General features: G+C 67.1%; 11 protein-coding genes. 8 read left to right on the forward strand and 3 right to left on the reverse strand.

The genetic code is table 11. The features are described 5' to 3' along the window. The first annotated feature begins 23 nt into the window (after positions 1-23). Together era and ACMX2H_RS06700 are read left to right on the forward strand one after the other, a co-directional pair. A complete protein-coding gene (gene era, locus ACMX2H_RS06695) occupies positions 24-971 on the forward strand; it encodes a GTPase Era (RefSeq protein ID WP_414959763.1) in 948 nt (315 codons plus the stop codon). 246 nt (positions 972-1,217) lie between these two features. Next, positions 1,218-2,729 (forward strand): LCP family protein, encoded by a 1,512-nt coding sequence (locus ACMX2H_RS06700; protein ID WP_414959764.1) that lies wholly within the window; start codon positions 1,218-1,220, stop codon positions 2,727-2,729. A 7-nt stretch (positions 2,730-2,736) separates the two neighbouring features. Here ACMX2H_RS06700 and ACMX2H_RS06705 read toward each other — a convergent pair whose 3' ends face one another. Next, positions 2,737-4,677 carry a M13 family metallopeptidase gene (locus ACMX2H_RS06705; protein WP_414959765.1) on the reverse strand — a complete coding sequence of 647 codons (1,941 nt, stop codon included), beginning with the start codon at positions 4,675-4,677 and terminating at the stop codon, positions 2,737-2,739. Between the two features lie 211 nt (positions 4,678-4,888). Here ACMX2H_RS06705 and leuA point away from each other — a divergent pair, with 211 nt between their 5' ends. The 3 genes from leuA (at position 4,889) to ACMX2H_RS06720 (ending at position 8,269) form a co-directional block, all read left to right on the forward strand. Further along, entirely contained in the window at positions 4,889-6,640 is a 1,752-nt protein-coding gene (gene leuA / locus ACMX2H_RS06710) for a 2-isopropylmalate synthase (protein ID WP_414959766.1), read from the forward strand. Between the two features lie 79 nt (positions 6,641-6,719). After that, positions 6,720-7,472, forward strand: coding sequence for a DNA repair protein RecO (gene recO / locus ACMX2H_RS06715; RefSeq protein WP_414959767.1), 753 nt, complete (start codon positions 6,720-6,722; stop codon positions 7,470-7,472). Further along, complete coding sequence (locus ACMX2H_RS06720) at positions 7,469-8,269, forward strand: isoprenyl transferase (RefSeq protein WP_414959768.1); 801 nt, start codon at positions 7,469-7,471, stop codon at positions 8,267-8,269. Before recO ends, ACMX2H_RS06720 begins: the two co-directional genes overlap by 4 nt. Here ACMX2H_RS06720 and ACMX2H_RS06725 read toward each other — a convergent pair. Beyond that, positions 8,266-9,315: an alpha/beta hydrolase gene (locus ACMX2H_RS06725; RefSeq protein WP_414959769.1), complete on the reverse strand. Its 1,050-nt coding sequence runs from the start codon at positions 9,313-9,315 to the stop codon at positions 8,266-8,268. The two genes, ACMX2H_RS06720 and ACMX2H_RS06725, sit on opposite strands and share 4 nt — an antisense overlap. 58 nt (positions 9,316-9,373) lie before the next feature. On the opposite strand from ACMX2H_RS06725, the gene ACMX2H_RS06730 reads away from it, so the two are divergent. Beyond that, positions 9,374-10,441 carry a quinone-dependent dihydroorotate dehydrogenase gene (locus tag ACMX2H_RS06730; protein WP_414959770.1) on the forward strand — a complete coding sequence of 356 codons (1,068 nt, stop codon included), beginning with the start codon at positions 9,374-9,376 and terminating at the stop codon, positions 10,439-10,441. Positions 10,442-10,531: 90 nt separating this feature from the next. Here ACMX2H_RS06730 and ACMX2H_RS06735 read toward each other — a convergent pair whose 3' ends face one another. Continuing rightward, positions 10,532-11,113: a DUF3043 domain-containing protein gene (locus tag ACMX2H_RS06735; protein ID WP_414959771.1), complete on the reverse strand. Its 582-nt coding sequence runs from the start codon at positions 11,111-11,113 to the stop codon at positions 10,532-10,534. A 112-nt stretch (positions 11,114-11,225) separates the two neighbouring features. Between ACMX2H_RS06735 and ACMX2H_RS06740 the strand changes: the two genes are divergently transcribed. Next, entirely contained in the window at positions 11,226-12,605 is a 1,380-nt protein-coding gene (locus ACMX2H_RS06740; protein WP_414959772.1) for a dipeptidase, read from the forward strand. Between the two features lie 140 nt (positions 12,606-12,745). After that, positions 12,746-13,132: a HesB/IscA family protein gene (locus ACMX2H_RS06745; RefSeq protein WP_136785319.1), complete on the forward strand. Its 387-nt coding sequence runs from the start codon at positions 12,746-12,748 to the stop codon at positions 13,130-13,132. The last annotated feature ends 12 nt before the right edge of the window (positions 13,133-13,144 follow it).

The raw sequence follows: 13,144 nt of genomic DNA on the forward strand, positions 1-13,144 counted from the left end.
ACAGGTCCGATTCTGGAAAGCCCATGGCGATGCCGTCCAGCGGCTGGCCGGACGACTACCGCGCCGGTTTTGTCTCGCTGGTGGGCCGGCCCAACGCCGGCAAGTCCACGCTGACGAATGCCCTGGTCGGTCAGAAAGTGGCCATCACGTCCGCCAAGCCGCAGACCACCCGGCACACCATCCGCGGTATCGTGCACCGGTCGGATGCCCAGCTGGTGCTGGTGGATACCCCCGGACTACACCGGCCCCGGACCCTGCTGGGGCAGCGGCTGAACGACTTGGTGGCCGATACGCTGTCGGAAGTCGACGCGATCGGTTTCTGCCTGCCGGCCAATGAGAAGATCGGGCCCGGCGACCGGTTCATCGCCAGCCAGTTGGCAGGCCTGGCCCGAAAGCCCGTGGTGGCACTGGTGACCAAGACCGATCTGGTGGACAAGCAGGCGTTGGCCGAGCAGTTGCTGTCGGTGGCCGGACTCGGTACCGAAGTCTTCGGTGCGGAGGGATTCGCTGCGATCGTGCCGGTGTCCGCAGCCAAGGGTGACCAGGTTCAGACCGTCGCCGACGTCTTGGTCCAGCAGATGCCGCTGTCGCCGCCGCTATACCCGGACGGCGAGCTCACGGATGAGCCGGAGGCGGTGATGGTGGCCGAACTGATCCGCGAAGCCGCGCTGGAGGGTGTGCGCGACGAGTTGCCGCACTCCTTGGCCGTGGTGGTGGAGGAGATCGTTCCGCGCGAAGGCCGCAGCGCCGACAATCCGCTGCTGGACGTCCGGGTGAACCTGTTCGTGGAACGTCCGTCACAGAAGGCCATCATCATCGGCAAGGGCGGGGCGAGGCTGCGCGACGTCGGCACCCGGGCCCGCAAGGGGATCGAGGGCCTGCTCGGCACCCGGGTCTATCTGGACCTGCATGTGAAAATCGCCAAGGACTGGCAGCGCGACCCCAAGCAATTGGTACGCCTGGGTTTCTAGGCTGGGGCTTAAACCGGGAACTTTACCCAGCTGCAGGCCGTACAATACTTAGCGGCCTGCGTTCGGGTAGGCCAATTGTGCATTAAATTTTTCAATGGATTGAGGGGAAAGCCAGTGGCTCATCGCGGCAGCTCCAGTGATGAACCGCAGACCCCGACCGGGCCAACCCCGCAGCGGCCCGGACCGTCGCGGCGTGCCACCCCGCGCCACATGGGCCGGGGCCCCCGTTTGCTATGGCTGAAGATCGTGTCCGGCGTGCTGGCCCTGGTTCTGGCGGCCGGCGTCGGTGTCGTCGTCTTCAAAATCGTCGGCCTGCGCGACAGCATCACCACGTCGCCGCTGAACCTGAGCACCGGCGGGCCGGGTCTTCCGGTAGACCTGAGCCGGGATCCCGTGCAAATCCTCGTGCTGGGGACGGACACGCGGGACGGCACCGGCGGCAAGTACGGCTCGAATGATTCGTCGTCGGGCTGGGGCAAGTCGGACGTGATGATGCTGGTCAACATGTCCGCTGACCGCAAACGCGTCACCGTGGTCAGCTTGCCCCGTGACCTGCTCACGACGATCCCCAGCTGCACGGATCCGGAGACCGGGCAGGTCTATCCGGAACAGCAGTCTGCCCAGCTCAACGCCGCCCTCAGCTACGGCGGCCCGGGCTGCACCGTCGCGGCATTGAACGAGATGACCGGCCTGGAGATCGACCACTTCATGATGGCCGACTTCAACGCGGTCAAGGAACTCTCCACCGTCATCGGCGGCGTGGACGTCTGCGTCAACGAACCGATCGACGACAGCTACTCGAAGCTCAAGCTGCCAGCGGGCGTGAGCTCGGTGCAGGGCGAGCAGGCGCTGGCGTTCCTGCGCACCCGCCACTCCTTCGGTGACGGCGGAGACCGCGGCAGGATCAGGGCCCAACAGAGCTTCCTGGCCTCGATGGCCCGCAAGATCCAGTCCGAGGGGACCTTGACCAATGTGCCCCGCTTGTATTCCATTGCCGAAGCCGTGGTCAGCAACCTGACCGTGGATGAGGGACTGGCGGAAATTCCCCGGCTGCTGGCGCTGGCGGACCGGATCAAGGCCGTGGATCTCGGCAAGGTCGCCTTCGTCTCGCTGCCCACCCAGGCATCTCCGGTGGACGAGAACCGCCTGGTCCTGGACGAGGAGCCGGCGCAGGAGCTGTTCCGGATCCTGCGCAAAGACGGCGACGTCACCGCCCCCGAGGTGAACGCTGCCGGATCCTCCGGTGCCGAGTCCTCCGACGCGCAGGCCACCGACGGCGCCACCCCCGATGCGGGCGCCGGGACGCCGAAGAGCGACGACGGCGGTGCTGCCACCGACGCGTCCACCGCCCCCGGGAACGATCCCACGGCCGGCGACGACGTACCGGCCTTCGATCCGGCCGTGCAGCCTGTCCAGGTGGTTAATGCCTCCGGTGCAGCGGACCGCGGCGAGGAATTGTCCACGCAGTTGCACGAGCTGGGCTACCTGCTGGCCGCTCCGGTGGCCGGCGACGCGGAGCGGACAACCACCCAGCTGTTCTACTCCGCCGGCTTCGAAGAGGTCGCCCTGTCCCTGGCCGGGGAACTCAACGTTCCGCGGGCCAACGTGCTGGCCTCCGGCGACTACTACGGCGTCGCGCTGTCGGTGGGGCAGGACTTCGCCAGCGGTAAGCAGCTGGCGAAAACCGGCGGTGTGGCAGGCGGCTTCAAGGGCCAGACCGCCGATCAGGTGACCTGCCAGCAGTCTGGCGCCTTCTAGCCGGCGGCTACCAGATCCGGACGCGCTGCTCCGGGTCGAGCCAGAGTCCGTCGCCCTCGGCCGTCCCGAACGTGTCGTGGAAGGCATCCAGGTTGCGCACCACCTGGTTGCAGCGGAATTCGTTCGGGGAATGCGGATCGATGGTCAGCCGGCGCACCGCCTCCTCGGAACGGATCTTCTGTCGCCAGCACTCGGCCCAGGAGTAGAAGAACCGCTCGCTGCCGGTCAGCCCGTTGACCACCGGGGCTTCCTCGCCCTGCAGGCTCAGTTGGTAGGCGCGGTAGGCGATGGCCAGTCCGCCGAGGTCGCCGATGTTCTCGCCCAGGGTGAGTTCGCCGTTGACGGTGTTGCCGGGAGCCTCTGCCGGACTGAGCGCGGCGTACTGCGCCACCAGCTTGCCGGTGAGGTGTTCAAAGGCAGCCCGGTCTTCGTCCGACCACCAGTTCCGCAGCGCGCCGGTGCCGTCATACTGCGATCCTTTGTCGTCGAAGCCGTGGCCGATCTCGTGGCCAATGACCGCGCCGATGGCTCCGTAGTTCGCGGCGGCATCGGCGTCGGCGTCGAAGAAGGGCGGCTGCAGGATGGCGGCCGGGAAGACGATTTCGTTCATGGTCGGCATGTAGTAGGCGTTGACCGTCTGCGGAGTCATGTGCCACTCGGCGTCGTCGATAGGACCGCCCAATTTGGCCAGATTGCGACGGACCTCAAACTCATTGGAGGCCTGGACATTGGCCCAGACGTCCTCCACCGGCACGAAGCTGGAATAGTCGATCCACTTCTCCGGGTAGCCGATTTTGGTTCGGAAGCCTGCCAGCTTCTCCAGCGCCTTCCCGATCGTGGCCTCGGTCATCCACGGCAGGCCGGTGATGCTTTCCCGGTAGGCCGCCAGCAGGTTGCCGACCAGTTCCTCCATCCGGGCCTTGTGCGTCGGCGGAAAATGCCGGGACACGTATTCCTCCCCGATGGCTTCGCCGAGGGCACCTTCGACCAGCGCCACCCCGCGCTTCCACCGCTCCTTCAGTTCCGGAGTACCGCTCAGGGCCCGGCCGTAGAAGCCGAAGTGGGTCTGCACCGCCTCGTCGTGAAGGTAGGGCGCCGCCGTCGTCAGCAGTTGCAGCCGCAGCCACGCCTGCCAGGCTTCCAGCGGCTCGTTGTCCAGCAAGGCGTCCAGCGTGCGCAGAAATTCCGGCTGGCAGACCACCATATCGGCAGCGCCTGCGGCTTCCGGCCCCAGCGCGGCCAGCCATTCCGGCACCCATCCGGCCACCGCTTCCACCTGTTCGGCGGTGCGCAGGTTGTAGGTCTGCTGCGGGTCGCGGCAGGAAACCTTGTCCAGGTGGCCGGCCGCCAGTTTGTGCTCCAGGTCCAGGGCTGCGTCGGCCTGTGCCGGATCAAAGCCGGCCAGTTGCAGCATCTTGCCCGCATAGTCGCGGTAGGCCTCGCGGATGGGACCGAACTCCTCCTCGCGGTAGTAGGCCTCGTCCGGCAGGCCGAGCCCGGCCTGATACAGGTAGATCACATAGCGGGTGGGGTCGCCGGCGTCGTTGTTGACGAAGAAGGCCAGCGGATAGGCGGCACCGCTGCGGCTGAAGGCCCCGATGACCTCGCGCAGGCCGTCCCGGTCGGAAATTTTCGCAACGGCGGCAAACTGCTCGGCCAACGGGGAGAAGCCCTTGGCTTCGATCGTTGCGGTGTCCATGAACCCGGCATACAGCATGCCGATCTTGCCGGCAGGGCTGGCCGGGTCGGGATGCTTGGCGGCGTCTTCGATGATGGCGTGCACGGCCTCTTCGGACGCATCGCGCAGGGCGGTGAAGGAGCCTTCCAAGGCGCGGTCGTCCGGGATGTCGGTCTCCGCGAGCCACGTGCCGTTCACGTGCCGGAAGAGGTCGTCCTGCGGGCGGACGGCCGGGTCGACGTTGGACAATACGATTCCGGAGCGGCTCATGCGGCGCCTCATTTCATAGTTGTGTCAGCGTTTCCCTCACATCCTACGCACCGTGCTAGTGTGAAATTGTGCGCGCAGGAATGCTCCTTCTTAGCTGCCGCGGCGAGGCCACGCGAACTACTGTTTGACAGGCCGAACCCTCGCTGCGGAGTTTGTGTTGCCCGGCCAATATTCTTCAATTAGCTCTCATGAGAAAAGGCCACACACTAAAATGCGAAACGCACAGAAGCCCTCCGGAATGCCCATCCATAAGTACATTCCGTTCCAGGACCAGATCACTGTGGAACTGCCGGACCGCACCTGGCCGGACAAGGTGATGACCAAGGCCCCGCGCTGGTGCGCCGTGGACCTGCGTGACGGCAACCAGGCGCTGATCGACCCGATGAGCCCCGAGCGCAAGCACAAGATGTTCGACCTGTTGGTGGGCATGGGCTTCAAGGAGATCGAGGTCGGGTTCCCCTCGGCGTCGCAGACCGACTTCGACTTTGTCCGCCAACTGATCGAAGGCGACCGGATCCCCGACGACGTCACCATCCAGGTCCTGACGCAGTCCCGCGAACACCTGATCGAGCGCACCTACGAATCGATCGCCGGTGCGGGCCGCGCCATCGTTCACCTGTACAACTCCACCTCCGTGCTGCAGCGCCGCGTGGTGTTCCGCGAGGACCAGGACGGCATCGTGGACATCGCCCTGCAGGGTGCCCGGCTGTGCCGCAAGTACGAAGAGGGGCTGAAGGGCACCGAGATCACCTACGAGTACTCGCCCGAGTCCTACACCGGGACCGAGCTGGAGTTCGCCGCCCGGATCTGCAACGCGGTCACCGACGTCTTTGAAATCTCGGCCGACCGGAACGTGATCCTGAACCTGCCGGCCACGGTGGAGATGGCCACGCCAAACGTCTACGCCGATTCCATCGAATGGATGTCGCGGAACCTGACCAACCGGGAGAACGTGATCCTCTCGCTGCACCCGCACAACGACCGCGGGACCGGCGTGGCGGCGGCGGAACTGGGCTATCTGGCCGGCGCCGACCGGATCGAGGGCTGCCTGTTCGGCAACGGCGAGCGGACCGGCAACGTGGACCTGGTGACCCTGGGGCTGAACATGTTCAGCCAGGGCATCGACCCGATGATCGACTTTTCCAACATCGACGACGTCCGCCGCACGGTGGAATACTGCAACCAGCTGCCAGTGCCGGAACGTTCGCCGTACGGCGGGGATCTGGTCTTCACCGCCTTCTCCGGCTCCCACCAGGACGCCATCAAGAAGGGCTTCGAGGCCATGGAAGCCGACGCCGCCGAGCAGGGCAAGACGGTGGACGAACTGACCTGGGCCGTGCCGTACCTGCCGGTGGACCCCAAGGACCTGGGCCGCAGCTACGAAGCGGTGATCCGGGTCAACTCGCAGTCCGGCAAGGGCGGCGTGGCTTACCTGCTCAAGCACGAGCACAAGCTGGACCTGCCGCGCCGGGCGCAGATCGAATTCTCCGGCGTGATCCAGCGCCGCACTGATACCGTCGGCGGCGAAGTCAGCCCGGCGCAGCTGTGGGAGGTCTTTAACGACGAGTACCTGCCCACCCCGGAGAACAGCTGGGGCCACTACACCCTGGGCTCGGTGAAGACCGACAGCGCCGAGGACGGCACCTTCCAGCTGACCGCCACCATGGGCGTAGACGGTGTGCAGAGCCGCCGTACGGCCGAGGGCAACGGGCCGATTGCCGCACTGCTGGAGATCTTCCGCCAGGACGGCGTGGACGTGCGGGTCCTGGACTACACCGAGCATGCGCTGTCCGAAGGCGGCAACGCCCGGGCAGCAGCCTATGTGGAGTGCGCCGTGGGCGAGCGGGTGCTCTGGGGTGTAGGCATCGACACCAACACCACGATGTCCTCGCTGAAGGCCGTGGTGTCCGCGGTGAACCGCGCCATCCGCGACGAAGCAGCCAAGAGCGTCGGTTCGCTCTAGCTCCGGCGCCGAATCCGTCATCGCGGGCCTTCCTGCCGTACCGCGGCGGGAAGGCCCGCTTTAGTGGGAGAATAAAACGGTGTCCAACAGATCTTTCGCCTCCCGTACCTACCGGGACCAGGGCGTCATCTTGCGGACCCACAAACTCGGCGAGGCCGACCGCATCATCACTTTGCTCACCAAGCAGCACGGCCAAATCCGGGCTGTTGCCAAGGGGGTGCGCCGCACCAGCAGTAAATTCGGCGCGGTGCTGGAACCGTTCATGGTGGCGGACCTGCAACTGGTGTCCGGCCGCAGCCTCGACATCGTCACGCAGGCCCAGATGGTCGGCCCCTATGGCCGGGACATCGCCGCGGACTACACGAAATACACCTCCGCGGCCGCGATCTGCGAGACCGCGGAAAAACTCACCGACGTGGATGGCGAATCGGCCAGCGCGCAGTACGGGCTGGTCATCGGCGCGCTCTCCGCGCTGAGCCGCAGCGTGCACGCGCCCGAACTGATCCTCGATTCCTACCTGCTGCGCGCCTTGGCGACGGCAGGCTGGGCCCCCAGTTTCGACCAGTGCGCCCGCTGCGGCGCTCCCGGTCCGCACACCGCCTTCAACGCGCCGCTGGGCGGTGCGGTCTGCCACGACTGCCGGCCGCCGGGTTCGGCCTCGCCCGCGCCGCAAACCATGGAGCTGCTGGCCGCCCTGCTCTCGGCGGACTGGCCGGCCGCCGACGCCTCGGCCACCGGTCCGCGCCGCGAGGCCGCCGGGCTGGTGGCCAGTTATCTGCAGTGGCATCTGGAACGAACCCTGAAATCCCTCAAGCATGTGGAGCGAGTGTGACCCCAATTTCCCGGCAACCACAGCAGCCCTGGCCGCACCCCTCCGGCGCCCAGCCGCCCACCCTGCCACCGGCGCTGGTTCCGGAGCATGTGGCCATCGTGATGGACGGCAACGGCCGCTGGGCCAACCAGCGTGGCCTGCCGCGCACCGAGGGGCACCGGGCCGGTGAAGCGGCGCTGCTGGACGTGATGGCCGGTGCCATCGAGATCGGAGTCAAGCACGTCAGCGTGTACGCCTTTTCCACCGAGAACTGGAAGCGGTCCCCGGAAGAGGTGCGCTTCCTGATGGGCTTCAGCCGCGACGTGCTGCGGCGCCAGCGCGACCAGTTGGACGCGTGGGGCGTGCGCATCCGCTGGTCCGGCCGTCGGCCGCGGCTGTGGAAGTCGGTGGTCAACGAACTGGAGGTCGCCGAGCGGCAGACCGCCGGGAACTCCACCTGCACCCTAACCATGTGCGTGAACTACGGCGGCCGGGCGGAAATCGCCGACGCCGCAGCCGCCATCGCTGCGGACGTCGCGGCGGGGAGGCTGCGTGCGTCGTCGGTCTCGGAAAAGACCATCCAGCGCTATCTTGACGAGCCGGACCTGCCGGACGTCGACTTGTTCCTGCGCACCTCGGGGGAGCAGCGGTTCTCCAACTTCATGCTCTGGCAGTCGGCGTATGCCGAGATGGTGTTCATGGATACCCTGTGGCCCGATGTCGACCGGCGCACGCTGTGGGAAGCGATCGACATCTATGCTCGCCGCGACCGCCGGTACGGTGGAGCGGTGGACGCCGCGGCCGCCGGCGGCGCCTAGGCGGTTTGCGGCGGAAGGGCCGGGCGTTCGCTGGTGCCCAGCATGTAAGCCTGGGCCCAGCGCTGCAGCCGCGCATAGGCGTCGTCACGCACGTCCGCCCGGGAGAGGAACACGTCGTGCAGGGCATCCTGCACCTGCTCGATGGAGACGCTGCTGCCCAGCCGCACCGCCCGTTCGGTCATCGTGCGGATGTCGAGCACGACGTCGGTGTTCTTCATGTCCTCATGCCACACCGGTCCGTTCATGCTGCGCGTCGAGGACATCACCAGCACCGGAATCTGAAGGTTGAGGCCCTTCGCAACCTTCGCCTGCCCGTCCCAGATGGCGCTGAGCCAGCCGGCCCGCACCGGGAAGGACTCCGGCGGGCGCAACCGAGGGTCCAGGTCCCACTCGCCCTCGGCCGTGCGACTGATGCTGCGGTAATAGAAGCCCCGGACGGGGAGTTTGATCGCGGCCTCCGGCTTCATCCGGGCCAACGGCTCCAGCACGGCTCCCGCAGCGCGGCGGACCAAGGAGCTGCCGTGCATTTCCAGCCAGGGGCTGTTCAGCACCAGCGCGCGTAGCCGGCCCGGATGTTCGGCCGCCCACAGGGACGCCACCAGCCCGCCGGTGGAGTGTCCCATCAGCGTGACATTGGTCTCCGACCCACCGTTTTCCTCGCCGATCAGTTCCAGCGCCAGGGAGATCTCGTCGTCGTACTGGCGCAGATCCGTGACGTAGCCAGCGGGCTCGCCCTCCTGCAGGCTGCGGCCGTGGTGGTGCAGATCCAGCGCGTAAAACGCCACCCCTTGGCGGTGCCAGAATCCGGCCAGCTCGGTGTTGAAGAAATAATCGCTCCAGCCGTGCACGTACAGCACGGCATGGCCGCCGGGGGAGCGCTGCGGGGACTGAGGCAGATAGCGGACCAGCGTGGCGCGCTGCGCCGCCCCGTCCACCGCCGGCACCTGCAGGACGGTGGACTCGAACTCCGCACCGAGCATGTCTTCCTGCCAGTCGGCTGCCATCGCCAGGGTGGTCCTTCCTCTCGCCACGGTCGCTGACTTCATGCTAGCGCCTAAGGCGACACGGTTTGGTGCGGCGGCCCGCACACGGAAAACTAGGACCATGCGCCTGTACCCAGCCTTCTTCCGCGCCGCGTTCTCCTGGATGGACGCCGAGCGCGCACACCGAATCGGTTTCCAGCTCATCCGGACCGCGCACCGCTGTGGTGCCGGGGCCGTGCTGCGGCGGCTGACCCGTCCGCATCCGTCACTGGCCACCGAGGCCCTGGGACTGCGCTTCCCGTCGCCGTTCGGCCTGGCTGCCGGCTTCGATAAAGAAGGCCACGGTATCGAGGCGCTGGCGGACTTGGGCTTCGGTGCGGTGGAGGTCGGCACCATCACCGGAAGCGCCCAGCCTGGCAACGCGCAGCCCCGGCTGTTCCGGCTGATCGAGGACCGCGCCGTGATCAACCGGATGGGATTCAACAACGACGGCGCCGCGGCGGTCGCACCGCGGATCGCCGCCGCACGGCGCGGCCTTGCTGCCCGTTACGGGGCGCTGCGCCCGGTGATCGGCGTCAATATCGGCAAGACCAAGGTGGTGGAACTGGACAACGCCACCGAGGACTACCTGAAGAGTGCCCGGCTGCTGGCGTCGTCCGCGGACTATCTGGTGGTTAATGTGTCCTCGCCGAACACTCCGGGCCTGCGGTTGCTGCAGAGCGTGGAGACGTTGCGGCCGCTGCTGCAGGCAGTCCGGGAGACGGCCGATACGGCGGCCGGGCGACATGTGCCGCTGCTGGTCAAGATCGCCCCCGACCTCAGCGACGAGGACATCGACGACGTCGCCCGGCTGGCGCTGGAACTGGAGCTGGACGGGATTATCGCGACCAACACGACGATTTCCCGGGACGGCTTGGTGTCCGACCCCGCCCAGGTTGCTGCCTGCGGCGACGGAGGCCTGTCCGGTGCTCCCTTGAAGCAGCGGTCGCTTGAGGTGCTGCGCCGGCTGCGCACCGCCGTCGGACCTGACATGGCGCTGGTAGCCGTGGGTGGCGTGGAGACGGCCGACGACGTACAGGAACGGCTGGATGCCGGCGCCACGCTGGTGCAGGGCTACACGGCATTCCTCTACGAGGGACCGTTCTGGGCCGGCCGGATCAACCGGGGCCTGACGAAGCGGCGGCGCTGACCAGGCGGAAGCTGGCAAGCACATTGGGCATGAAAAAGGGTCGGGAGCAACGTTGCTCCCGACCCTTGATGCGGTGTTCTCCGCGCAGAATCAGCTGGGGTATTCGCCGCGCTTGACCTGCGGCTTCGGCAGCCGCATCCGGCGCAGCTGCAGTCCGCGCATCACGCCGTACCACACGGCGCCGCGCTCCACCTCGCCGAACTTGGCGGTCAGGCGCTTCTTCAGCTGCCGCCCCAGGATGAACGCGTCGACGGCCACCAGCCCCAGCAGCACCCAGAAGCCCACCAGGATGAAGGCCTGTACGTTGAGGTCGCGGACGAAGCTGAGGATCACGAAAATCAGGGCGAAGACAATCAGGAATTCGCCAAGCACCCAGCGGGCGTCGACGAAGTCGCGGACAAAGCGCTTCTGCGGGCCCTTGTCTCGGAACGGCAGGTAGCGCTCGTCGCCGGTGTTCATCGCCTCGCGCATTTTCAGCCGCTGGTCCGCCTGGGCAAGCCGGTTGGCGTCGCGCGCTGCTTTGCGGTCGTTCGGGACCAGCGGGCGTTTCCGCGCAGCTTCCTGGTCCTTGCGCCGAGGTGTGGGCGCGCCCTTGCCGTCCCGGGGCTGGGCCGGGGTGGCCTGGTCGATGGTTTCTTGGGGCGTGGGAGCCTCTTTTTTACGTCCGAACACCAGTCAAGAATACCGGACCGGCCGCGGGTATCCGCCCGCTGTGAAGCACCGGCCCGGCGGCTGCCTTGCGGGCATCGGCGCGAGGCGCTGGGCGGGCGGTAGGGTGGCGGCTATGACCAATGTGAACGTACAACAACTCGCCGCCGCGGTCGACTCCGACATGGGGCGCACCATTTCCTCGCTGGAGCAGCTGGTCTCCATCCCCGGCATCGCCTGGGCGGCCTTCGATCCGCAGGATTTGGTCCGCAGCGCCGACGCCGTAGCCGGCCTGGTCCGCGAGCTCGGACTGGAGGACGTGCAGATCCTCAGTGTGCCGAACGGCGATTCTGACGGCGGCCCTGCGGTGGTGGCGCGCCGTCCGGCCGCAGCGGGCAAGCCGACCGTCCTGCTGTACGCGCACCACGATGTGCAGCCGCCGGGGGATCCGGCGCTGTGGCGGACCGAGCCGTTCAAGGCCACGGAGATCGACGGCCGGCTCTACGGTCGCGGCACCGCCGACGACAAGGCCGGAATCATGGTCCACCTCGCCTCGTTGCGGGCGCTGCTGGAGGTCCTCGGCGACGACTTCGGCGTCGGCATCACCTTCTTCTTCGAGGGGGAGGAGGAAGCCGGTTCGCCGACCTTCCGTTCTTTCCTCGAGACCCACCGCGAACTGCTGCGGGCCGACGCCATCATCGTGGCCGACTCCAGCAACTGGAAGGTCGGTGTTCCGGCCCTGACCACCAGCCTGCGCGGCCTCGTCGACGGCACGGTGGAACTGCGCGTCCTGGAACACGCCGTCCATTCAGGCATGTTCGGCGGTCCGCTGCTGGATGCGCCCACCCTGCTCGCGCGGCTGATTGCCACATTCCACGACGACGACGGCGCTGTCGCCATCGACGGGCTGGTCTCCGCTCCGCCCGCGTCGGTCGACTACCCGGAAGAGGACTTCCGGCGCGATTCCTCGGTGCTGGACTCAGTGCAGCTGGCCGGTACCGGCAGCATCGCCGACCGGCTGTGGAACAAGCCGGCCCTCTCCGTGATCGGAATTGACGCTCCCAGTGTGGAGCTGGCTTCCAACACCCTGATCCCTGCGGCCCGGGCTAAGATCAGCCTGCGCCTCGCGCCGGGCCAGGACCCGGATCAGGCGATGGATGCGGTAGCAGCCCACGTGGCGGCCTATGCGCCGTTCGGGGCCGAGGCCACGTTCGTGCCGGGGGAGCGGGGCCAGGCTTTCGCCACCGATACCGCCGCACCCGCGGCCCAGGCCGCGCTGTGGGCGCTGGAACAGGCCTGGGGCACCCGGCCGGTGGAGGCCGGCATGGGCGGATCGATCCCGTTCATCGCTGACCTGACGGAGATCTATCCGCAGGCGCAGATCCTGATCACCGGTGTGGAGGATCCCGATTCGCGGGCGCATTCGGCCAACGAATCGCTGCACCTGGGGGACTTCCGCAACGCCGTCCTGGCCCAGGCGCTGCTGCTGGCCCGGGTCAACGAGCACGGCATCTGAAGCGGAGTCCGCAAAAGGCTTGGAGGCCGGCCAAGTTATCCCATTTTGGGCGTCGGGACGTACGATGGAACGGTAGCCCGACGCACCACTGAGTAATAGCAGCAGGTCACCGGACGGCCCGTCATAGATAAGGAAGTGCAATGAGCGCAACGACCAACTCATCCGCCCCCACCACGGCTGAAGAAACGGCAGAACTGCCCACGCATGAAGTGGCTCTGACCGATGTGGCAGCGGGGAAGGTGCGCAGTCTCCTGGAACAGGAAGGCCGTACCGACCTGCGCCTGCGGGTTGCGGTCCAGCCCGGCGGATGCTCCGGCCTGATCTACCAGCTGTACTTCGACGAGCGGATGCTCGACGGCGACGCAGTCCGTGATTTCGACGGCGTTGAGGTGGTCGTGGACAAGATGAGCGTTCCTTATCTGTCCGGCGCCTCGATTGACTTCGAGGACACCATCTCCAAGCAGGGATTCACCATCGACAATCCGAACGCCGGTGGCTCCTGCGCCTGCGGGGACTCGTTCCACTAACAGCTGGCGGGG

The organism is Arthrobacter sulfonylureivorans (assembly GCF_047607445.1).
GTDB lineage: Bacteria > Actinomycetota > Actinomycetes > Actinomycetales > Micrococcaceae > Crystallibacter > Crystallibacter sulfonylureivorans_A.